A 23003-nucleotide genomic window follows, 5' to 3' on the forward strand; every position below is an offset into this window, starting at 1 on the left:
CAAAAAACTCTACCTTTATATTACAGGATAATGCTGGATTTTGCTAAACATCACTCCAGTGAAATGCCTAAAAAATCGCTTAAAAAGGCTTTGTTTTGTTCCACATCAATCACGATCGAATCGCCGGCATGGCTAAAGTTTTGGAATTGGTAGCTTCCTTCGATTGGAATCGTTGCTTTTTCAATGTTCACCTTGCCCTTTGATAGTAATTTTAGCACTTGTTGCATTTCTTCAGCAGAAGAATAATCGGTTGTAATATAGCCTTGTGCTGCCCCTACGAATTTTGGTAAATGCAATACATTCGCAGGTGTCAAAAGCTCATTTTTTAAAGCCTCTATGACCTTTTGCTGACGAGCAACACGACCGAAATCACCTTCTGCATCATGACGGAAGCGTGCATAGCCTAGTAACTCCTGTCCATTTAAGTGATGTACACCTTGCTTCAACTCTACCCCAATATTTTCGGACATATCCTTCTCAACATCCATCTCAACACCATTAGGTGCTAAAATATCCACCAACGATTCAAAGTTTTTAAAATCAATAAGGGCATAATGGTGAATCGGTAAGCCGAACATATTTGTTAGTGTATCCTTCAGTAGCTGTACCCCATCTAAGTAGTACGCTGTATTAAGCTTATAGGATTGATAGCCAGGGATATCCGCATAAATATCCCGCATAAAGGATACCAGTTTAATATCGTTGTTTGATTTATTCCAAGATAATACCATCATCGTATCTGTTCGAGATTTTTCCTCGCCACGTGTATCGACACCGAGAATTAAGTAATTTTCAATATCGCCTTTTAACGTATCGCCAGAGAAATCCTCCTGCTCGACTTGTGTTTGATTGGCAAGCTTTAGTCCACTGCGGTACTGCATAATCGAGTAGCCTGCCACTACTATGATACACAGTAATAATAATGTGAAAATTGCTCTCCCTTTACGAAGCTTTCGGTTTTTAGGACGTTGTGAGCGTCTTGTATAATCTTGCTCTTCCATAATGACTAACTCCTCTATTTTTTTATAGTTAATGTAACGATTGATTAGCCGGAAAGTTTCATTTGTTGATAGAGGAAGTCCCAACTTCATCTATCTTATTGTTATTTTACACCCAAATGCTCAGTTTTTTCGCCAAACAATGCTATAATATTTTCACAAAAGAAAGGATGATGTACATGATAGAAAAAGCTACTTTTGCTGGCGGTTGTTTTTGGTGCATGGTTAAGCCATTCGTCGAGTGGGATGGTATACATAAAGTAACATCTGGTTATATGGGCGGTCATTTAGAAAACCCAACATACGAGGATGTTAAGAAAGGGACTTCTGGCCATCTAGAGGTCGTCGAAATTGAATTCGATCCAGCCATTTTTAGCTATGAACAACTGCTAGACATTTATTGGATGCAAATTGATCCCACTGATGCTTTCGGACAGTTTCATGATCGTGGAGAGTCCTATTCAACGGCCATCTTTACTTACACGGATGAACAAAAGAAAATCGCCGAGGCCTCGAAAGAAAAGCTTGCCACTAGTGGACGCTTCGATAAACCTATTGTAACCAAAATTCGGGATGCTGAACGCTTCTATCCTGCGGAAGACTATCACCAAGATTACTATAAAAAAGAAGCTAATCACTATCAGCAAGACCGTGCTATTTCCGGCCGTGATGAATTTATAACTAAGCATTGGGATCAATAAACAATTAGAGGTGCCTCAACCATTTCATTGAGACACCTCTCTTTTTTGTAAAAGCACTTGCTTGATCGAAAATTGTCCTAGATGGGTGTTTCTAAAAACGATTGTAACGCCTCAAAGAAACGTTTGCCGTATTTATCAAATTTCACTTCACCAATGCCGCTTATGTGGCGTAAATCGTCCAATTCTGCTGGCTTCTTGTCACATAATTCACGCAATGTTTTATCCGAGAATACTACAAATGGCGGTACTTTCTCTTCATCTGCAATTTCTTTTCGCAACACACGTAAATATTCAAATAATGGATCATTATCTACCAGTTTTTTAACCGTTACAGCTTCTTTCCGCATGACCTGTCGTTGGCCAAGTAGTACTTCTTTGCCCTCGGCTGACACATAAATAGTTGGATATGTGCCGTGTTTAACAGCCAATAAACCCTCTGCAATTAGAAACTCAATAAAGTTCGAGACATCTTTAGACGAATAATGTCCCTTCAAAATACCATAGGTGGATAAACGAGCAAACCCAAATTCCGTCATTTTTTGATTTTTGGAGCCGATGAGTACTTGTGCTACCATCGTCTTGCCGAATTTTTGGCCCATCCGTACAACACAAGCCAGTACCTTTTGTGCATCCTCTGTCACATTCATCACGGTACGACCATCATTACAATTACTACAGCGACCACAAGGCTCCTCTTGTACTTCACCAAAATACGCTAAAATAGCATTTTGAAGACAGCCCTCTGTATGGCAATAGTCGACCATTGTTTGGAGCTTCGCTAATTCCTGTGGTATTCGTGCCTCGTCTTGCGATTGCTCAATAAGAAAACGCTGAGTTTGAACATCACCGGAGGCATACAATAATATACAAGCACTTGGAAGACCATCTCGACCAGCTCTCCCTGCTTCTTGGTAATAGCTCTCCATATTCCGAGGCATTTGATAGTGCAGGACAAAGCGCACATTGCTTTTATCGATTCCCATGCCAAAGGCGTTGGTAGCCACCATAATACGCGCCTCATCTTTTAAAAATCGCTCCTGCTCTGCCATACGTAGTTCCTCTGATAGCCCCGCATGATATTTGGCTACTGCTTCTCCAGTACGACTAAGCATGTCATAAATCGCGTCTACCGCCTTTCGTGTGGCGGCGTAGATAATACCGACTTCCTGTTTATTTTTCTGTAAGTAATTTTTAATATAACGTTCTTTATTTTCTCCAATTAGCACCGAAAGTGCCAAGTTATCACGCGTAAAGCCTGTCATCACTGTTGCATTTTCGTCAATGTTTAATAAATGCCGAATATCCTCACAAACAGCAGGTGTCGCAGTGGCGGTAAGAGCTAATACAGTTGGCTTCTGCTGCCACAGTGTAAAAAGCTTTTGAATGGAGCGATAACTTGGTCTAAAATCATGACCCCATTGTGAAATACAGTGAGCTTCGTCTACCGCAATTAATGGGACGGATAAATAGGACAATGCTTGAAGGAAGGAAGCACTTTCCAGTCGTTCAGGTGCGATATAAAGTAGTTTTAAATAACCAGCACTAGCTAGCTGCATCGTTTCATTCACTTCTTGTGCTGTTAATGTACTATTTATATAGGCAGCAGGAATATTAGCTGCTCGTAAAGCTTCCACCTGATCTTGCATTAAAGAAATAAGGGGCGATATGACAATTGTCAGCCCCTCAAGTATTAACGCAGGAATCTGATAGCAAATGGATTTCCCACCACCTGTTGGCATCACACACAGGCTTGATTGTCCATGTAATGTTTGTTCAATAATTTGGGCTTGTCCTTGCCTGAAGGCTTCATAACCAAAATGATGCTGTAGCATTTGTCTTGCTTGCTCCATGCAAAGTTCACTCCTCAGTAGTAAGACGAAGTAACTTGTATTCGCCCTGTTCATTTTTCATAATTTCGTAAAGCATAATGGAATGGGCAAGAGCTTCCTGCCCTGCTGCATTGGTCAATACATACTCCGTTTTAGCTCGTACCTGAAGATGCTGATTCACTATACGAATATCTTGAATGTCTGTGTTCGAGAAATGAATCTTCGCTTGCTTAGAGGCATAGTAAGCAACCATGCCGCCCAGAGTGTCTTCCAATTCTTCTGACCCTACTATCGGCTCCATGACACTTGCATCTTGAATAGTTACAGCTCCTTTTAAATGCTTATGGAATGTATCTAAAAAAAGAATGATTTCATCTTTATTATACGCAAAAATATTTTCACCGTATTGCTCGAGGGCTTGCTGAACGGTTTCTTGATCCCCCTGCTCTATATAAGGATATAAATTTTTTGATTGGGATAGGCGTACACTCGCCTTCATGCCATCCTTTAACCATTTTTGCATAAATGGTTGAATTTCCTTTATCGGCAATATGTATGGTTGTGCTTCTCCTTGCTGCTGGCGGTTAAAATAAAGCCCCACAATTGCTCCGTTTTCCGCCTCCATCACCGGGCTCCCTAATGGTAGCTTTTCTTGTGTATCAATATAATAGGCAGCTATTTTATCTTGATATTTTTGAATCGTATAAGGTAAGCCATTCACGTAAACTGACAGCTGATTGAGCTCCCCTTCATACATTTTTGGAACTTGCACATTCGCTTTATAGGTCACTTGCAACAGTGCAACATTATGTGCCGTTGACATGAAATGAACATTCGCTGCCACTAGCTTATCCTGACCAAATTTCACAAGGGCGGTTGGCTTTGAGGCTACCAGTGCGCCATTAGTTAAAATATAAAGCTCATCCTCCTTTTGCTGAATAATAATGCCTGCACCAACTCCATGCTCACCTATCACCTCAACCTCAGGCACTATCTTTTCTTCTTGCTTGGCCACTGTTTTTGTTGGCACCTCTGCTTTTTCTGCTTGAAACCAACCTGCACCAATCTGACTGTCACAACCTGTCAACAGCATGGCCGCCGCTCCTAATACGAGCATCTTTTTATACATACCTTCACCAAAACTTTCTTTTCAACTATCTCTCTTGTCTATCATAATCAAGGACTTAGGATGTTTCAAGTTTACATAATATAATTATTGTAATTAAAATAGTAGTAAAATACATTATTCCCTTCAGTTCTATTTCATTCTACCTATTAAAATTAATGGATTCTCCGATTTGCTATGAAAATGGATGGATTTTAGGCCTTCAAAATATTTTTGACAGAAAAAAAGACATGCATTTTGAATGGCATGTCTTCTCGAATTAATTTTTTCGTAGTAGCCCTGTCGTGGCAATTATTCCAAGCATCAATGCTAGAAAGATGGCGTACGTCCATGTATGGTTGCCTGTCATGTCATAGCAAACGCCAATCAAAACTGGGATGATAGCACTTAACATAAAGCCACCTGAAAATACCATGGATGACCAGCTGTTGGCTTCTTGATCATTTCTAGCCTCATCAAGCGGTAACAATAAGCCAATTGGAAATAGCCCACTTAAAACAATGCCGATAATAAATACGGCCACCCACAAGTAGATACCTGACATAAGCCATAATAATGTAAAACCTATCAGCCCAAAACAGCCTAACGCCAATACCCATGCTAATCGATTTGTCCATTTTTCCATAAGCATGGGCACAGCAATATTACCCATCATTTGTATAATCGACATAAATGTCAGCATTATACTCGCTACCTCAAGCGTCAAGCCTTTGTCCTGTAAAAGAGGTGTAAGCCACGACATCATTGAGAAAAACAATGAGGTTTGTAAGCCAAAATACAATACGATCAGCCAAGCACGACCTGTTACCCAAGGATTACGTACCGGCTCGTTGTTGGCCGAATTTTGAACATCTGCCCCTTGTTCTTTTGGGATTACCCAGCTCCATATAATTAGTGAGACCATAGCAAGTATGGCCCAAATCCCTAGTGCTATTGTCCATTGATTATCAAAATAGTGATAAAAGTTCACAGTCAAAGCTGCACTTAATGTCGCACCAACGCCTATACCAAATGAGTAAATTCCAATAACAGTCGTAAAGCGTTGAGGGAATTTTTTCTTACTATACGCATTTAATATAGGGCCAATCATCGCAATGGCCAAGCCAGCTGCAAAACTTGTAACCACTAATAAAAGATAGCTTTCTTGGAATAAGCGCAGCCCATTTGCGAAGACAAGAATAGCCATTAATAGCACGATTGCTAATTTTGTGCCAAGCTTGCGCTGAAATGGTACAGCAAAAGGAGCAAATAAACCCATGCAAAAAACAGGAATAGATGTCAGAAAGCTCATACTTGTATTGGATACGTGTAAATTTATCATAAGGACATTAAAGAGTGGTCCAATCGCTGTTACAGCCGGTCTCATATTTAGTGCGACTAAAAATATACTCATTACCACTAAGATAAGTGAAACGGTCCATTGTTTTTTATTCATTTGATTAATCCTCTCTGCTGCCTATCAAAAGAAGAGTTTTCTTTTATTCTTTTACCATGTATTCTATAAATGGTCAATGATTGGGTAAGTGGTCCGTTCCCTACATATTTTCTGGCGACTCAATACCCAGTAAAGCTAGTGACTCTTTTAAGACGATCGCTACACAATGACAGAGCGCAAGACGTGAAGCTTGCTGGGCATCATCGGCTAATATTTTTTGGTGTGCATAATATTTATTGAATAAGCGCGCTAGCTGTAAAGCATATTTCGCGATGAGCGATGGGTCAGCCTGGTTAAATGAGGCGTCCACCACTTGCGGAAATTTTTCCAATAATAAAATGATTGACCAAGCCTGTTGTCCTAGTGGAGCATATGACTTCAATTGAGAAGGCACATTTCCCTTTGCCAAGATGGAGCAAATACGTGCATAGGAATACTGTACGTATGGCCCCGTTTCTCCTTCAAAATTCATCATTTGCTCGATGGAGAATTCTATATCGTTTAGACGATGATATTTTAGGTCATTAAAGATTACCGCCCCAACTCCTACTTGCTGAGCCACTCGCTCTTTCTGCTGTAAATGAGGGTTTTTGTCTTCTATATTACGCTTAGCTGTCGCAATCGCCTCGGCTAAAACATCAGCTAATAATACCACCTTGCCTTTACGTGTCGACATTTTCTTACCATCTTTAAGCATCATCCCAAATGGTACATGCTGCAAATCTTTTGCCCAGCCATATCCCATTTTTTCAATCACCTGAAATAATTGTTTAAAATGAAGAGTTTGTTCATTACCCACTACATAGAAAATTTTGTTGGGTTGATACTGTTGCTGTCGGTAAAAGGCAGCAGCCAAATCTCGTGTTGCATAAAGTGTAGCTCCATCTGTTTTTGTTATTAAACATGGAGGCATTTCCTCCATCTCCACTACAAATGCACCTTCCGATTCCATAAGTAACCCTTTGTTTTGTAGCTCTGTTACAACCTTTGTCATCTTATCATTGTAAAAGGCTTCTCCAGTAAATTCATCAAATTTGATGCCTAGCAGCTGATAAATAGTCTGAAATTCATCTAATGATACATCACGGAACCATTGCCACAACGCTAAAGCCTCTGAATCACCATCTTCTAATGCTTTAAAGGCAGCACGTGCCATTTCATTTAGTATAGGATCTTGTTCAGCCATAGTATGAAATTTAACATAAATCTTTAATAATTCCTCTATAGGGGATGCTGTAATGGCTTCCTTATCACCCCAATTTTGATACGCAACGATTAGCTTGCCAAATTGGGTGCCCCAGTCCCCTAGATGGTTAATACGAATAGCCTGATAACCATTTTTCACTGCAATATTGGCTAAGGCATTACCAATGACGGTTGAACGTAAATGTCCCATAGAGAACGGTTTAGCAATATTGGGCGAAGAAAAGTCAAGAACGACACTTCCCCTTTCTGCTAGATTCGTACCATAGTTTTGTTGTTCCTGCATGATAAGACCCAACACTTGTTGTGTCACTTTTACTTGATGAAGAAAAATATTGACATAGCCACCGACAGATTGCACCTGATGGATTATCTCATTTTGTAATTGGCTTGCGATGTCTATTGCAATTTGTTGAGGAGGCTTCTTCCATATTTTAGCCAAGGTGAAGCAGGGAAATGCCATATCGCCCCTTTCTAAACTTTTTGGTTTTTCTAGTAATTGTTCCACGTCTTGAGCTGTTAGCTGATGATTTAAAATTTCAGCAATACTTTTTGCAATTTGTTGATTCATGTATATCCTCCTCTTTTTTCAATAAAAAAAGCCCTCGCCTCTATAATTAGAGACGAGAGCATAGTAATCCCGTGGTACCACTCTAGTTGCCATTCATAATGACCACTTTCCATTGTTAACGAGGTGACGCCCCGCTATTCTCTACTCTTAGTTCGAGAACCTTCTCCAAAGTGCGCTTCATTCATGGTTTCTGTATTAGGCTCACACCATCCCTAACTCGCTTTCCAGTTGTCCCATCAATTACTCTCTTTTTCATCGAATTTTTCTATGATTTTGACATATTTTACAGGAGTCTTCGCTTGGCGTCAATGCTTTTTGTATGAATGAATCATTGCTTCAGAGCGTTTAGAGAATTTTGCATAGGCAGCACTGATTGCTTCTGCATTCGTCTACACAAGTTACAGACGGCATTCCAAACGATCCACCATAAAAAAACGCTCCTCATTTAGAGGAACGTTCTTTTTCTACATAATGAATGACATCTGCCATGATGGCATACATCTCTTTTAACTTCAGTTGCTTATTGTCTTTCACTTTCTTCGCTACTTTTTCCGAAACAATTTCTTTATCAATTAAACTTTCCCAGCTATTTGCAGTCGATTCACCGATGAGCACATCTGCCAAATATTGTGCCAGCTCATCTCGCGTAATAGCTTCATCACCCGTGCTATATACCTTATTAATAACAATCTCCAGCTTATCTTTTTTATCGGCTGTACTCTCTGCGCCGGCACGTAGCATACTTTCTTTCAACATTTTAGCAAACTTAATTTTCGTTGCTTTACTGTCGACCTTTAAATCATTATCATAGCCGCCAACAACAAGTCCATAGTTAATTAACGTTTGAATGGCTTCATCATACCATTTGCCCTGATAAGGATAGTTCACAGAAAATGAATCGACATAGGCACCTTGTTTATCCAACTGCTCTCTTAATGTAGCAATTAATTTCTTATCCTTGCTCATTTCTCTAAAAGTAACATCTTGTTGAAGAGCTAGTGCTGCCGCTGTCCCTGCCGCTTCACCAGTCACCATACCAGTTGGGACAATACGGGCACTTCCCGCTGCTAAAGATGAATAACCTGCAGAGCGTCCCACAACAAGTAATCCATCGATATCCTTTGGTACTAGAGATCGGAATGGAATCGCATATTGCTTTGGCGCAGAAATAACATACCCATAATCATGTGGTGTTTGAGCCTGCACATCTACTGGATAAGAGGCAATCCCAATACTATCCCAATGATCACGATTCTGCCAAATATCGGACATTGGTAATTGATATTCAGCCCAAATATGTCTAGTTTCTCGTACATAAAGCTCTTCCGGGAAGCTGACAATTTCTGCTTTTTCAAATCCGGGGAAGTTTTCCTGTAAATATTTTAGTACATGCAATGTTTCTTTTTTACCTGCAGCTATGGCAGCCTGCTTCGAATTCTCATTTAAACCATCAATTCCGAAAATTTGTAATGCATTAATAAAATATTCATCATCCACTCGGGCTAAATTTAACCCTCTTAATCTTGTACCTTCTTGCAAAGGTTTATATTCATCATGAAGCTTTGTAAAGCCCCACATTACGGTATGATTCAAGTTAGCCCCGCCAAATACATCTGACTTAGCCGCTTTTTTTACTTGATCCCAATCGACATTTTTCAAGTGAAGCATTAATGTTACAGCCATGCGCTTATCCTTTATTCCAATATCTTCTCCACCAACAAAGAAAGGAACTTTAGACATCGTCGCAAAATCTGCATCCTGAGTAGCATCTATGAATGATTTTCCTTTAACGACATATGTACCGTATTCATTTTTTAGCTCAACAGAATTTAGTTGTTGTTGTTGAAGATTCGTTTTAACTACTTCCGTTTGCACCGACAATGTTAAATTGGGTTCCTCATCAATCAGCTTTTTAAACGCTGCTTTAGCTCCGACGATACCAAAAGCATCATTGCCTCTCACTAGCTCATGCCATTCTTTAAAAATACCTTCACTGATGGAGTTATTATGACCATCACGTGGAATATCTAGAAAATTTAGCATCCCATATGTAAATAATCCACCCAATTCTTCACGTTTTTCTACCAATAAGGTTTTAGCTCCATTACGAGCAGAAGCAACAGCAGCAGCGACACCCTCAGGCTCACCACCAATGACAATCACATCATATTCAGACTCTATATTGTTGATGGGTACTGGCTTTTTATACTCATCCACTAATTTATTGTATGCCATAGAGTTCGTTATTTCTTTAATAAAGTAGTAGCTTCCAAACCCAAGTAAAACTACTAGGATAGCAGTGGCTGTCCATAATACGCCTTTACCCATAATAAACCTCCGATAGTTAATATTTCCAATAACATGTTTATTTTATCATCATTTCTGCCACTTGAAAGAGCTGAATGTCCTATTGATTTTTTGCCTACAACCATAAGGCATATCATTTTCTACAGTATTTTTCTATGAAATTATCGTGTATTCCATCATATAAAGGATTGGGATATTTTTCCGATTTGCAGACAAGGTTTGTTTCATCACTTATAGTAAGCAGTCAAAACGGGGATGTGCTTGCGGGCACAAGTAGTTGATCAGGATACATTGTACCTGATAAAAAAACAGTCAGAATCATTTTAATCTATATTTTTGTCGATAAGCAACTAAAAACCCTTTGGTAAATGATGTAAATTCACTATTCTTTTTCAAAAATAGTTAAATACACTACTAAGTAGACGCATCAACTTCAAATAAAGTTACAGGACAAAAAATATTTTTCGATAACCTTTAATGAGCTAGTTTTATCTGTCACCCCTACCATTTTACTTCTATTTTTTATTTTACTATGATATATTTTCTATTAGGGAATAATTCCCAATTATCCGAACAATGGTCTTTAGGATTAATAAATGAGGTGCTCTTGTATGGATCGATTTGAACTTACTTTTAAAAATAAAGCTGTACGAATCTGGTTTTACACTGTATTCCCTGCCATTATATTAGCGATTATTTCTATTATTATTTTACCTAATGAGCAACATAAATATGTTTCACTAGGTTTGTCACTCATGCCAATCCTATATTTTATTTGGTTTATTTTTTATACTAAAAAGAAACGCAAATAATAGTTAAACCCTCTATATATAAACCATTCGACCATGTACCCATTCCAGATATAGGGAACAGAGTAAATAAAAATTGACTGGCTAAAGTTCCATACAAAACAGAACGTAAACCAGCCAATTCAGCTTAAAACGCAACCTTTAAGGGTTGATGACCTCATGATGGTGCCCCTTTAAGTCTACCCTGTAATTTCCAAAAGTCTTTTTTCTATCTTCTGAGCTTAAATTGCCAAATCTATTATAACCGAAAATATAGATGCCATTATCATTTATTTTCCAGTTATAGGCATTACCTATCGTATCAAAACCATAATAAAAACCTGGCATGCCTAAATAATCAGAAACCCATTGTCCATTTGCTCGTGTTGCATATTTTAAATTACTTGTTTCAGGCGCATTTACTATCCCCCGCTCATATCTTGTTAGATAATAAACATGATTCTGATAAGGTTTTACAGCTTTAATCGGTGCTTTTTCTACGGCTACTCTTGAAATGGCTTGTCCATCCACATAATATAAAATAAACTCTTTTGTAGTGCTATATGCGTAGTCCATATAAAAATTGCCCATATCCGTTTTAATCCAAATATCTCCTAGTTTAACTATATTTTCATCCTCAATAAATTCCTCATAAACAAAGGGTTCAAAATCAGAAAAATAATTGCTAAAGAATAATTGACCTTTTTCTTGCATCACAGCCATAAAACGATCGCTATAGATAATTGATTTCCCCTGAAATAGCCATTCACAAATGCGAACAAGTCTAAGGTTTTCAAGCTCCGTAGCATTTACACCCCTGATAATAATCAAACTATATGGTTGCTGGTTTTCATTCTTCAAATAGACTACTTTCTTATTAAATGCCTCCCCTATATATCTTAGAGGAATATAGGTTGTATTATGATGCAGGACTGCAGAAACGTCCATTTGAATCGAATCGCCATTCACATCTATTGCCTTGTTCCCTATTTTCAAGGTTATAGTTTTATCCGAATTTTTAATGGTTATGGTATTATTTTGAGGGTTGAAATCTACCCTTGCACCAAATCCTTCAGAAATAAAGCGAAGTGGTACTAAGGTTCTTCCATCTTTTACAATTGGCTGTATGGCAGAAACCATATTACCATTAACAAATGCCTTTGAGCTTTCAGGCGACAAAATGATACTGTTATGAAGATCATTTTCTGTAATATCATTATAAAGTTCAAATAGATTTGCTGCCTGCACAGTTAGACTAACAGGAACAATTAATAAAAAAATTACTACTGTACTGATAATGTTTCTTCTCATTTTATAGTCCCCAATACGTTTTGCATATTTTCAATTTACTACTACGTTCGCATTTTCCAATATAAGCTAAATTATACACTTTTCTATTAAGAGTTGCTACGTTTAATGGCTATTGCTCTGACCTTCGAGAGTGTACAAGCTATAGCAGATTAATGCTTTTTTGGGGCGATATGGGGCTGATTGGGGCTAAAAATATTGCCTTGCAGGGTATAAATGGGAATAGCTAATGTAAACTTGAAATTTTGTATCTTTATTATCTTTTAAATTTTTTTGGTTTTTTGATGCTACTCCATTTAGAGTGATTTTTTTGTTTATAAAAACTATTCATTTCCCCCATAACCGAATTTTCCCTACCTCCCTCTTTCTCTAGTATGTTAAAAAACGACTGTTTCGAGACTGTTTTATCCTACGTATGAGAACAAATATAAAAAGCATGTTTTGACCCATCTTTTTACAAAACATGCTCATGTATCATTAGTGCCGACACTCGTTTCGTAGTACCGAGTGTCAACAAAAGAACCTTAAATTAAGTTGTTTTTTTGCACGTGTAGAAGGCTCTGTCGAATCCACTGTTTGTGCAGTCCACTAATTAAGTTCCACCCTATTCCAATTAAAGAAAGTGCTACGATTAATAGAACCATAGAATCGGTGCGAATACGGCTAATAAACCGCAAATAACAAAGTCACTCCTGATGCAATACAAAAATTGTTCGTCCGACTTTATCTACAAGCATCCCTGTTACGATCGACGGAAGATACGTAGCATCTACATGAAATCCTATAGCAATTCCAACCTCCGATAAACCATGACCATCTGAGTAAATAAATAAAAATAAGATATGTTACTGTGGGACTTTTAGGTAGTCTCTTGATCTAAGTATATCTCTGCTAGCACTACGTGTACTGAATGTCAAAAAAAAAGCATCTTTTTAAAACTCATAAATAAAACCAGATACTCATAAAAAACTTTAGGAGTACCTGGTTATTTTAATGAGAATTCCCCTATTTGCTTTATATAAAAGCTTTTTTAGCGAAATACTCTTTTATTTTATTGTTGCTTTGAAAATTCCACCAAATCCTGTGACATTGTACCAATTTCATCTGCCGAGGCATTCAATTGTTCTGTAAGAGCCGCCTGCATTTGCGCAAGCCCACTAATTTTATCCATATAGTCAATAATTGTATCAATAGAAACCTTTATTTGCATTAAACTTGATTCAATATTACCTGTTGCCTTAGCCGAATTAACTGCTAATTTTCTTACCTCTTCAGCTACTACACCAAAACCTTTTCCTTGTTCTCCTGCACGTGCGGCTTCTATTGCAGCATTTAACCCTAGTAAATTTGTCTGATCTGCTATCTCTCGAATAAAATGTGATATAATCTGTGTTTCATCTGCTACCCCTTTCGCATCATTGGCAGCTTCTGTAGTTTTTTCCTGTGTGTTCGCCAGTTCCTGTGCCTGCATAGTAATAGAATTAATGCCATCAACCATTTGATTAATGGAAGCTGATAATTCCTCCATACGTGTCATAGTTTCTTGCACATTTTGCTCTTTCTTTTTTTCATGTGTAATATCTCGAATAGTTCCTGCCACTCGCAAAGGAGCTCCCTCATTATCACGAAGCGTTGTACCGTTTGCATGAAACCAGCGATATTCACCTGATTTTAATTGAAGGCGATAATCTACTTGAAATGGCGTACGCCCAGAAAAATCTAATAAATGGGCACTAAACGCATCTAATGCAGGCTGCTTGTCCTCTGGATGCAAGCGATCACTCCAAGAGCTCATAATATTTGGAAAATCATGTTCATCCTTGAAGCCCAATGTTCTTCGAAATTGTTCACTCCACCAAAAGGAATTCTGTGGATTTAATGGATTACCTTGATCTACAATCATATCCCATGGCGCTTCTACCAGAGCTTTATTAATTAAATCATAACGTGTTACATATCCCTGTAATTTTTCCACGTTTATTTTTTTATCATGAATATTCATCATCAAACCAATGATTTGATACTGATCATCTTCAAGATGGGAAGCCATTCCTGTAGTCTGTATCCAGCGCTCTTGACCGTCACGACAGCATATCAAATGCTCCATATTAAATCGAGTTTGTGTTTCTAAACTCTCCTCTAGCATCTCTTTAAAATCAGAACGATGCGCCTCTGTAATTACCTTCAAAAAATCTTGAAAACTGTCTTTAAGAGCATAACTATCAAACCCTAAGAGCTCTTTTAATTCTGACGAAGCTGTGAAAACATTGTTTGAATCATCCAAGCGTCCGTTTAATACTCGTAATTCCCAAAGACCCATTTCATTACTTTTCAATACATTACCCAATTTTTTCTGCAATTGATCTTCAGATTCTTTCCGAAGCCTATTTACTTGATTTAAATTATGTACTAACTGGTTTAATTCCTCATCATTTGTTGAAGCTAAAGTATACTCAAAATCATATTGACCCTGTTTAGCCATTTGCAATTGAGCCTCACTCAACTTAATAAGATCGCCAATTGTTATGTTCCGTTCTTTTTTTAAAAACATTCTTAGTTCCCCTTCGATAGTGTATAGATTACATGACTAATTCAAGAATCATTAGTTATAAAACTAGAATCATATTTCGTGTTTTTCTCATTATAACCGAAAAAATAGTTAAAAAGCACTCGAAAAATAATATATTTTTTAGATGCACTATATTCCTTATAACGGCTACCTCATTTACTTTAAGAACTATATATTTTTTTGAATCTGTATCCAAATACTCAAATTACTAGTAAATTCCCAGGAATTATGATAAAAAGAGATTTTTTTGATTACTTCTTTCGGGCTATCCAACGCGAAACAAAGGAATCTTTTTAAATACATACTAAATCAATGCTATATTCATATATTTTAATTGAATTTGTCATTGAAGGTTTATTAAAAGAATTGAATTAGTGTGTTATCAAAATTCGATTATAAATTTGTTGAAAAAAATTAATATAGAGATAAAAATATGTAGATACAAGTATTAAAGTGTGTTATTTTAAATGGTAATAATAGTCAAAGAAGGAGTTTACTGTGAGCAAACAAATGTTAGCAAAGGGCAAATTTTTCAAGGGGAAAACGCATAGCTAGCCCTCTAAACTGCGGAACCCCCTACTATTGAGAGGGGTATTATTTTGAGCCAATCACCAACAGAATTTTTCATTCGTAACTTCGAACATGGAGATATGCCTTTACTTGGTGAGTTGTACCAATCAGTAACAGCAAAAGACAACGCGACATTTTGGTGGGTCGGGGACGAAGATAATTGGTGTAACGTTTATTGCGCATTTGAAGATGGGAAAATGGTCGCTAAGGGGCAAGTTAGCATCATTAACGTTGTTCCTCCAGGTCGTTCAAAAGAGAACAATCACTCTATATATATTAATCTGAAAACCATTTCTGAAAGAGAACAGGACATTACGTTGCTCGACAAAGTCTATCAATATCTTTTAACAAGAGCAAAGCAATTAAAGGTAACTTTACCTCAAGAATACGGAACAATACTTTGTGTAGGTAACGATTCGAAAGAAACAGCAAACAATCAGTTTTTTATCCAAAAAGGATATCTCCCTCTGAATAGTTTGTATAGCATGAATCGAGATTTGACTGAACCGGTTGTGGAGTTAAAACTTCAGGAGGAGTTTCAATTCTCACACTGGAGCATGGAGACATCTAGCGAGGAAAGAGATTACCTTAATATTGAAGCTGAAATTTGGCCAGATGCTCCACTTGGTCTTAATAGATTGTCTGAATACAAAAAAAACAAGCTATGGACATCCATGGTCATACGTCAAATAGACACTATTGTTGGCGGACTAATGACATGGCAGGAAGAAGACTACGGTGTAATTGAGGACGTTTTTGTCCGTGAACCATGGAGAAAGCGTGGAATTGCAAAGTTTACGCTTACACAGGCTTTGAAATATCTTAAGTCTCATAAGCTACAAAAAGCTACTCTCATGGTACTAACGACAAATAAATCAGCCTTATCTCTATACGAATCGGTTGGCTTTTATACGGATAAAGAAGAGATAAGATACTTCACAAAACTCAATTAGGTAACAAAAAGAGGGATAGGCTGCCCCTTGAACTGACTCCTTCGGGTTAGACAAAACAAAAAAGCATCTTCAATTGAATTTAGGGTAATGTATCCTAATATCAATTGGAGGTGCTTATTTTTATGGGGATGAGAGTGAGTCATCGGCAAGAAGTAAAATTAAAAGCCAGTGAAATGAAGTTACAAGGTATTTCTACAAAGGTGATGATTAATACCATGTGATGTTTTTTAGCTCACTAGTAACGGACAGAAGCCAATTTCATTAAACCAAACCTGATGTGCGTATTGAGCTATTTCCCACTATACTTCTTTATGAAGGCAAGCGTTTTCCCAAGTGTTTGTTCAGCGTGCGTAGTAGTAAAATCAAATTGATACTCATGACCTAGGTCAGAATTTGTTCCTTCAAATAAAACACTTTCTACTTCCACACCATTCTTTTTGAGAACATCTATAAGCTCTGTTGATTGTGGGGCTAGTGGATCTGCATCTCCAACTGTCAAAAAGGTAGGTGGGTAATTAGGTGTTACATGTTTAACTGTAGACATCTCATCTATTCTAGAGTAAGACTTGAAATCTTTTGTTCCTGTATATGCCCAAAATACTGATTGGATACCTTTTTTTATTATTGGAGATGACTGAGCACCTATTTTATCCATGTTATAAACCCCACAGAATAAAAGAGCACCTTTTAACTGTTTTTTATCAACTGTAAGTTGAATATCCATTGATTTTGCTAGAGCTTCATTTGTTATTATCGCAATGGTTTGACTGGCAATTTGTGCACCTGCTGAATCACCGCCAATAAATAAATGATTCATATTGCCGCCATATTTCGAAATATTATCCTGTAAATATTTAAGAGCTTGGTTAGTTTGTATGATTGGCCCCGGATATTTTTGTACCGGTGCAATAGCATAGTTTATATTTGCTACAACATATCCTTCATTGGCTAATGCCATTCCATATTCTTGCGTTTGTTCCTTACTACCTGATACAAATGCACCACCATGTATCCACATGATAACAGGGAGTTCTTCCTTCATATTTTTCGGATAATAAATATCTAAAAGACTATTCTCAATTCCATGTTCATCATAAACAATATCTTTTTCAACATGGACTTGCCTTTTTATTGTTTCAATGTCCTTAGGGGATGCAAAAGAATCAGATTCAAAAAGCTGCTTGATAATAAAGGTATTAAGTACAGGTGTAAACTGACCAATTATAAATATAAGCAATATAGGAATGACAATAATATAAACGGGAATCATCCATCGCTTTTTTTTCTGATAAAATCTTTTTTTAGTTTTCAAATTGAATGAACACCTTACCTCACTTCATTATTATATGAAATTCACTTGACGGAAAAAGAAGAGGGTGGATACGCCCTACGTTATGCAAAAAAGATCAGCGTCCTTTAAACTCTGATTTTCCTCCTTCTTTTTTTCCGCCCACACATTATTTATCTAATTAGATGAATGAGTCTAATTTAGATATTATTGAACCTCATACAAATGAATTATATCAGATTTCAACCTTCAACCTTTAGAAGAGAATATTATGTATGTGGAATAGCAATGTGGAGTACCTAGGCTTTTTGAGTTTTTCATGATACTGTCTATATTTTGTATAAAGCTCCTCATCTACTTCATCGATAGAATTCTTCTCAGAAACTTCTTCAGTTTCAGCATTGACAGTTTTTTCTTTAGCTTCTTCTTTATATGCTTCCTCCTCACAACATGCAGTTAGTGTTAATATCGACAATATCAAATATAAAATATTTTCTTCATTGAATAACCTCCTTTGGAATTATCATTTAAAAAACAGCCAAATGTAATTAGTTATCTGTTCTTCTATCCGTACTGGGTTGTTTAACGGTCTGGTAAAATTTAAAACTGGGGCAAAAAGCCTTAATGCGGTGCTTACCTACAGACTGAAAACTCGCACCAGCATATTGAGTACATTAATGGTCTGTTTCACCGTTGATTTAGCAGAGTCTTTTACTTCTATGATATTATCTCGAATATCATGGGTTAGCCCAGTTACTTTGTCATCCAATTTTTGTTTGAAGATTACAGAATAGTAAATTCCCACAGCGTTAAAGTACGTTATTCTATAATCTGACCCTTTAGATGAAGAAAGACGCATTCCTTAATAAAGAAATGCGGCTGCTTCTTGAAGTTTTGTTCACCATATAAACTTTTGTAAAAAACAAAGGCGTTAGGATTTCTCTCCAATTATACTCAGGATCACATTAGCTGCTTCTACCGCACCACCAGCTTTCCTAAAGCTTTCCGACAGTTTCTGCGCTTCTTCCTGGTATACTCGATTTGTAAGCACTTCAGCTACCGCTGTTGCTAAATCCTTTGGAGTTTTTCTTTTAAGTTTTAATCCTGCACCGAGCTGGGCAACTCGGTCAGCTACCATTCTTTGTTCGCTATGTTGCGGAAATAAAACCATTGGAACTCCAAAAAATAGACTTTCATTCGTACTATTCATCCCGCAGTGGGTAATAAATACATGTGCTTTCTGTAATACCGAGATCTGATCCACAGCGTTTTTCACTATGAAATTTTCTGGTACGCTATCAAGAGACGAAATCTCCGTTTTTTCTCCGACTGACATCACAACATCATAGTCTGTCTTCCCAAATGCTTTGAGACAGTTTTGGTAAAAATCCTGATTCTGATTTAGTATAGTTCCAAGAGAGATGTAGATTACTTTTCTACCTCTTTTATCATTCTGTATCGGTATAGACTGCTTTATGGACGGTCCAACAAAGGCATAGCGCTCAGAAAAGGTATCCGCCATTGGCTGAAATTCTTTCGAAGTGTAAACAATGGTGTCTGTTTCATTATCATTTTGAACTAACGATACAAAATTCTCTACTCGATAACCATGATCATTTAATAGTTTAATTTTTCTGTTAATCCTTCGCATGCCTAGAATCATTCTCCAGATTTCCATGAAACTCCGCTTCATTAGTTTTGCTGTATACTGATTAAAGGCAAACGAAGTAGTCGAACAAATATATGGAATTCCTAGTTTCTCAGCAAATAATTTTCCCCAAATACATAAAGAGTCAGATACAATGCAGTCTGGCTGAATATCCCTTAATTCTTTACACACCTTTTTATCCAAAGCAATCGTTATATCCGCAGCCATTTCAATTAATGCTGCAAAATCTTTGCCAACCTTACGATCCAATTCTAAATGTGTAACTTTAGGTAAGAATTCATCACAAGCCATAAAAAAAGCACCAGTGTCTTCTATTTTGCCCTGAAATTCTAAAAAGGAATAATACCAAACTTGATGACCTTTCTTTATTAATTCGGTTACTACCGGAATAGTGGGGTTGGTGTGACCATGTGCGGGTAACGAAAAAAAGATGATTTTACTCATTCACTCTCATCCTTGGATTCCGCATTTCGAATCATCTCTGCAAATTCTAGGAAGCCGTCACTTTTTAAGACAGCGATTCCTTTTGTCGCATCCTCTCCCAAAACAACCAGTTTATCACCTGCATGAATCTGATACATTTCACGTGCATGTTTTGGAATTACAATCTGTCCGCGTTCTCCTACCTTCACAACACCAAAGAACTGCTTCCCTTTAGGACTAATCCGATTTGCTTCTTCTTCATTCATATTTTGGGATAATTGATCTATGGTTACTTGAAAAATATCACCGAGCATTTTGAATTTGTAAATATCAGGTATAGCCTCCCCATTTTCCCACTTCGCTATGGTCTGCCGTGATACGTTTACCTTTTCAGCCAATTGTTCTTGACTTAGTTTATGCCTTTTACGCAAAACACGAATATTCATACCAATCATGTTTTTCATCTCCTTTTATTTTTATAATATAGAGGATTTAAGGAGATATCTATCAACAGTTCATAACATTTCTTGTTAAATATTGTGGCAAATATTCATACGCAAGAAAGATACCCTATCGATATTCGATGGTTATTCCATGATCTGACCCGTTTGTGGAACAATTAAAAAATCCTGCATGCCAACACAGGAAATGCTTTTTTCAATATATCTGAAAAACCTAAAATTAAAACAACTAGGGAAAGCCTGATTTGTTGCTCTATATCTAAATTATTTAAATAAAAATAAAAGATAAGGCAGGCAATAATAGTAAACCTAATATTTTAAACCTTTTATACTTATTATCTTTATCTAACAAAGATAGAATCCAATCTCATAGCAGATGGCTCCTTACATTCTTATGTCTACTCTAAAAAGCAGTATTTTTAGCATGGTGGTTTTTGTGTTTTTTATAACTATTATTAAGAATATTATAATTAACTTTACTTGAACAGATAATATTCTCTTTATATATTAACTCAAAAGTCCATTCACCACGAATAAGTTTTGAGCTTGTTTTTAATACAGCATAAATAAAAAGAGCAGCTATAAATTGCTCTGCTCTCTCACAATATCTTGTTTCAACACTTCAGGACAATGATAACGCTAATACCCCACTTATACTCCAGATAATTAATATAAATGATAGAGTGTTGAAGAAATAGATGTTTCTTTATTGAAATAAAAAGGGGCAACAGTATTAAATACTGTTGCCCTTTTTTATTTATCAAGGGAATATAATTTTATGACTTCATTTGCAGTAATTGGTTTATCGAAAGGTAAAAAGCGACTATAAACTTCTTTGAAATTCATATCTCCTTCGAATTGATCAACAGTTTCAAATATATCAAGTATTTTTACAAGACTCCATGTAGTTTGCCCACCATCTGCATTTTTGTAAGTATCATCAACAAATTTTTGGCGGATTTTTATTTCTGCTTCATCGGAATTTTGAGCTTCTACCAATATGATAATTTCTTCGAATGTTTTAGATGAATGGGTGTTTGGTATTACAGTAGATTCTAATAATATTTTCACTGAATATATCTTCATAATTTATACCCCTAAACTATTTAATTATTTTTTAAAGCGATTATCATTTAACAATTTGTTTGCTTTTTTTGCTGCAGCATTGCCGTTGTTGGCATCTTTTTCGATTTCATTGAGAGTTTTTCCGTAATATTTCCCTGGGAATTCACTTCTAATAGAGCCTTTTCTGTTCTTAGAAATATATTCGTCTGCTGTCTCTTTTTCAATGAACGAATTTATACAGTCTCCAATCCAAGTTCCTACTTTATAAGTGGCCAAACCTACTGTGAAGATTCCTGTTCCAATTACGAGGGCTTGTCCAATACCTGGTATGAAATATAGAACTCCGATAGCAGCTGCAGGAGTATGTTTTTTCATCTGTCTACGAAATGGGAGTAGTAGGTCTTCTAATATCTTATATCTTTTTTATGTCGCACCATTTAGAACAATTTTCTGAATGTTAATATTCAATTTATTTATTACAATAAATGTATAAATCACTTAATTATCCACAAAATATATAACTTTATTTATATATTTACTCGGAAATTATTGTGGGACTTACCATCAAATTCTCGGTCTTTATAACTTCATTACTTTTTGTGCTTATATATTCAACTTGAACATTAAATAGACTTCCGTATTCTGATTCGAAGCGTCCCTTTCCACTAGCTAAAAAATAATCAGGGTTATTGACACTTCTTGATATTATTTTAATATCTGGAAATTCATGAGTTCCAGATAATTTAGCTTGATTGTAAGCCTCTTCATAAATCGAACCGAGAGATACCCACTTAAGTCCTCCCATACTAGAAATTGGAAGCTCCTCATAACCAAATTTTTCTTTATTTAATCCAACTTCTGCATAAATATCCATTTCACCCTTAATTTTTTTAATTTCTAATACAGCAACTACTCTAGCAATAGTATGTGGTGGAACAACAATAGATTGAGAAGGAGCAACATATTCTACAGTTTCCGAAGTCTCATTTGCCTGACTACTACTAAAATTATATTCTGCCTTTAGTGTGATTTTACCTTCTGCTAGAAAAGGTATCCCTGTTGCCAGACTGGTTTCAGTACCAAACATAAATCCATGTTCAGTTGTAGCCGTTGTAGTATTTGAAAATGATTTGCGAAATTCCTGCGAGCTTAACGTTTGATCCCTATCGGTATCATTTCGTAAGTCACTTTGACCAGCCCAAAGAGGATTTTGACTAATTACTTGAGGTTCCATAGATAATTTACCATAGGTATTTTTTACTTCAAAGTCAATATTTTCTGGGTGTTTACCAATTGAACCTAGCCCATTAGAAGTCAAATATTTGCCGTAGTAATTAACTAGGAACCTTGAACCATTTGCTGCATCTGGAAAACTATTTTTAATGGGACTAAAATTTGCTATACTTTGATTCTCTTTAACATTATTATCTCCATTTGCTGCCATTGCTATTGGTGATGAAAGTAAACTTAGACCAATAGTAGCTCCCATTAATATTACTTTTGCTTTGTTTTTCATAATTTCTCCTCCAATTTTAGTATGTATAATTTAGCGTATGGCTACATACTAAGTTTAGTTGTTATTATTTTTGGATTAATAAACAAAAAATATTAATTTTATAATACATAATCCATAAAAATTAATAATTGGTAGAATAATATAATTTTTAATTGAATGTTCAGTAATGGAATATCTACAGTATGATTGAGGCTTGAAGTGGTATGGTTTTAATTCATTCATC

General features: G+C 36.5%; 17 protein-coding genes, 1 pseudogene and 1 other annotated feature. Of the genes and pseudogenes, 3 read left to right on the forward strand and 15 right to left on the reverse strand.

Annotated features, from left to right (window positions below):
- Positions 1 to 50 precede the first annotated feature (50 nt).
- Entirely contained in the window at positions 51 to 1001 is a 951-nt protein-coding gene (locus tag ACOZBY_RS11135; protein ID WP_012294460.1) for an LCP family protein, read from the reverse strand.
- 176 nt (positions 1002 to 1177) lie between these two features.
- Here ACOZBY_RS11135 and msrA point away from each other — a divergent pair, with 176 nt between their 5' ends.
- Positions 1178 to 1699: a peptide-methionine (S)-S-oxide reductase MsrA gene (msrA, locus tag ACOZBY_RS11140; protein ID WP_012294459.1), complete on the forward strand. Its 522-nt coding sequence runs from the start codon at positions 1178 to 1180 to the stop codon at positions 1697 to 1699.
- 77 nt (positions 1700 to 1776) lie between these two features.
- Here msrA and recQ read toward each other — a convergent pair whose 3' ends face one another.
- From recQ to ACOZBY_RS11165, 5 genes are all read right to left on the reverse strand, one after another.
- Positions 1777 to 3549, reverse strand: a complete 1773-nt coding sequence (gene recQ / locus ACOZBY_RS11145) for a DNA helicase RecQ (protein ID WP_422762353.1) — start codon at positions 3547 to 3549, stop codon at positions 1777 to 1779.
- A gap of 7 nt (positions 3550 to 3556) precedes the next feature.
- On the reverse strand, positions 3557 to 4657 hold the full coding sequence (locus ACOZBY_RS11150; RefSeq protein WP_031415868.1) for a hypothetical protein: 1101 nt from the start codon (positions 4655 to 4657) through the stop codon (positions 3557 to 3559).
- 256 nt (positions 4658 to 4913) lie between these two features.
- Positions 4914 to 6089 carry a CynX/NimT family MFS transporter gene (locus ACOZBY_RS11155; RefSeq protein WP_036168277.1) on the reverse strand — a complete coding sequence of 392 codons (1176 nt, stop codon included), beginning with the start codon at positions 6087 to 6089 and terminating at the stop codon, positions 4914 to 4916.
- Positions 6090 to 6189: 100 nt separating this feature from the next.
- Entirely contained in the window at positions 6190 to 7863 is a 1674-nt protein-coding gene (gene argS / locus ACOZBY_RS11160; RefSeq protein ID WP_422762355.1) for an arginine--tRNA ligase, read from the reverse strand.
- 45 nt (positions 7864 to 7908) lie between these two features.
- Positions 7909 to 8128, reverse strand: a binding site (T-box leader).
- Between the two features lie 176 nt (positions 8129 to 8304).
- The gene (locus ACOZBY_RS11165; protein WP_031415865.1) at positions 8305 to 10191 is read right to left on the reverse strand and encodes an FAD-dependent oxidoreductase; all 1887 of its coding nucleotides are present in this window, start codon (positions 10189 to 10191) and stop codon (positions 8305 to 8307) included.
- A 590-nt stretch (positions 10192 to 10781) separates the two neighbouring features.
- Between ACOZBY_RS11165 and ACOZBY_RS11170 the strand changes: the two genes are divergently transcribed.
- On the forward strand, positions 10782 to 10982 hold the full coding sequence (locus ACOZBY_RS11170; protein WP_031415863.1) for a hypothetical protein: 201 nt from the start codon (positions 10782 to 10784) through the stop codon (positions 10980 to 10982).
- A gap of 138 nt (positions 10983 to 11120) precedes the next feature.
- On the opposite strand, the gene ACOZBY_RS11175 is transcribed toward ACOZBY_RS11170, so the two are convergent.
- The 3 genes and pseudogenes from ACOZBY_RS11175 to ACOZBY_RS11185 all read right to left on the reverse strand — a co-directional run bounded on the left by ACOZBY_RS11175 (position 11121) and on the right by ACOZBY_RS11185 (position 14817).
- Entirely contained in the window at positions 11121 to 12269 is a 1149-nt protein-coding gene (locus tag ACOZBY_RS11175) for a copper amine oxidase N-terminal domain-containing protein (RefSeq protein WP_422762358.1), read from the reverse strand.
- A 513-nt stretch (positions 12270 to 12782) separates the two neighbouring features.
- Positions 12783 to 13081 (reverse strand): annotated as a pseudogene (locus tag ACOZBY_RS11180) (MFS transporter); the annotation flags it as partial.
- A gap of 236 nt (positions 13082 to 13317) precedes the next feature.
- Entirely contained in the window at positions 13318 to 14817 is a 1500-nt protein-coding gene (locus ACOZBY_RS11185) for a methyl-accepting chemotaxis protein (protein WP_422762360.1), read from the reverse strand.
- Positions 14818 to 15485: 668 nt separating this feature from the next.
- On the opposite strand from ACOZBY_RS11185, the gene ACOZBY_RS11190 reads away from it, so the two are divergent.
- Positions 15486 to 16358, forward strand: coding sequence for a GNAT family N-acetyltransferase (locus ACOZBY_RS11190; RefSeq protein ID WP_196244349.1), 873 nt, complete (start codon positions 15486 to 15488; stop codon positions 16356 to 16358).
- Between the two features lie 289 nt (positions 16359 to 16647).
- Here ACOZBY_RS11190 and ACOZBY_RS11195 read toward each other — a convergent pair whose 3' ends face one another.
- The 6 genes from ACOZBY_RS11195 to ACOZBY_RS11220 form a co-directional block, all read right to left on the reverse strand.
- Positions 16648 to 17670: an alpha/beta hydrolase gene (locus ACOZBY_RS11195; protein ID WP_422762362.1), complete on the reverse strand. Its 1023-nt coding sequence runs from the start codon at positions 17668 to 17670 to the stop codon at positions 16648 to 16650.
- A gap of 907 nt (positions 17671 to 18577) precedes the next feature.
- Entirely contained in the window at positions 18578 to 19759 is a 1182-nt protein-coding gene (locus ACOZBY_RS11200; RefSeq protein WP_422762364.1) for a macrolide family glycosyltransferase, read from the reverse strand.
- On the reverse strand, positions 19756 to 20193 hold the full coding sequence (locus ACOZBY_RS11205) for a helix-turn-helix domain-containing protein (protein WP_036218312.1): 438 nt from the start codon (positions 20191 to 20193) through the stop codon (positions 19756 to 19758). The genes ACOZBY_RS11200 and ACOZBY_RS11205 overlap by 4 nt, the downstream gene beginning before the upstream one ends.
- Positions 20194 to 20952: 759 nt before the next feature.
- Positions 20953 to 21285: a DUF4288 domain-containing protein gene (locus ACOZBY_RS11210; protein ID WP_422762366.1), complete on the reverse strand. Its 333-nt coding sequence runs from the start codon at positions 21283 to 21285 to the stop codon at positions 20953 to 20955.
- Between the two features lie 24 nt (positions 21286 to 21309).
- Entirely contained in the window at positions 21310 to 21639 is a 330-nt protein-coding gene (locus ACOZBY_RS11215; protein WP_422762368.1) for a hypothetical protein, read from the reverse strand.
- Positions 21640 to 21799: 160 nt separating this feature from the next.
- On the reverse strand, positions 21800 to 22780 hold the full coding sequence (locus tag ACOZBY_RS11220) for an epsilon-toxin family protein (RefSeq protein WP_422762370.1): 981 nt from the start codon (positions 22778 to 22780) through the stop codon (positions 21800 to 21802).
- Positions 22781 to 23003: the final 223 nt, after the last annotated feature.

Origin of the sequence: Lysinibacillus sp. NPDC056220, assembly GCF_049315265.1 — a bacterium.
Lineage (GTDB): Bacteria > Bacillota > Bacilli > Bacillales_A > Planococcaceae > Lysinibacillus > Lysinibacillus pinottii.

What these genes read in the sequence shown, in the direction of transcription:
- ACOZBY_RS11135 (WP_012294460.1), bottom strand. Translation starts at nt 1,001, where the DNA reads ATGGAAGAGCAAGATTATACAAGACGCTCACAACGTCCTAAAAACCGA.
- msrA (WP_012294459.1), top strand. Translation starts at nt 1,178, where the DNA reads ATGATAGAAAAAGCTACTTTTGCTGGCGGTTGTTTTTGGTGCATGGTT.
- recQ (WP_422762353.1), bottom strand. Translation starts at nt 3,549, where the DNA reads ATGGAGCAAGCAAGACAAATGCTACAGCATCATTTTGGTTATGAAGCC.
- ACOZBY_RS11150 (WP_031415868.1), bottom strand. Translation starts at nt 4,657, where the DNA reads ATGTATAAAAAGATGCTCGTATTAGGAGCGGCGGCCATGCTGTTGACA.
- ACOZBY_RS11155 (WP_036168277.1), bottom strand. Translation starts at nt 6,089, where the DNA reads ATGAATAAAAAACAATGGACCGTTTCACTTATCTTAGTGGTAATGAGT.
- argS (WP_422762355.1), bottom strand. Translation starts at nt 7,863, where the DNA reads ATGAATCAACAAATTGCAAAAAGTATTGCTGAAATTTTAAATCATCAG.
- ACOZBY_RS11165 (WP_031415865.1), bottom strand. Translation starts at nt 10,191, where the DNA reads ATGGGTAAAGGCGTATTATGGACAGCCACTGCTATCCTAGTAGTTTTA.
- ACOZBY_RS11170 (WP_031415863.1), top strand. Translation starts at nt 10,782, where the DNA reads ATGGATCGATTTGAACTTACTTTTAAAAATAAAGCTGTACGAATCTGG.
- ACOZBY_RS11175 (WP_422762358.1), bottom strand. Translation starts at nt 12,269, where the DNA reads ATGAGAAGAAACATTATCAGTACAGTAGTAATTTTTTTATTAATTGTT.
- ACOZBY_RS11185 (WP_422762360.1), bottom strand. Translation starts at nt 14,817, where the DNA reads ATGTTTTTAAAAAAAGAACGGAACATAACAATTGGCGATCTTATTAAG.
- ACOZBY_RS11190 (WP_196244349.1), top strand. Translation starts at nt 15,486, where the DNA reads ATGCCTTTACTTGGTGAGTTGTACCAATCAGTAACAGCAAAAGACAAC.
- ACOZBY_RS11200 (WP_422762364.1), bottom strand. Translation starts at nt 19,759, where the DNA reads ATGAGTAAAATCATCTTTTTTTCGTTACCCGCACATGGTCACACCAAC.
- ACOZBY_RS11205 (WP_036218312.1), bottom strand. Translation starts at nt 20,193, where the DNA reads ATGATTGGTATGAATATTCGTGTTTTGCGTAAAAGGCATAAACTAAGT.
- ACOZBY_RS11210 (WP_422762366.1), bottom strand. Translation starts at nt 21,285, where the DNA reads ATGAAGATATATTCAGTGAAAATATTATTAGAATCTACTGTAATACCA.
- ACOZBY_RS11215 (WP_422762368.1), bottom strand. Translation starts at nt 21,639, where the DNA reads ATGAAAAAACATACTCCTGCAGCTGCTATCGGAGTTCTATATTTCATA.
- ACOZBY_RS11220 (WP_422762370.1), bottom strand. Translation starts at nt 22,780, where the DNA reads ATGAAAAACAAAGCAAAAGTAATATTAATGGGAGCTACTATTGGTCTA.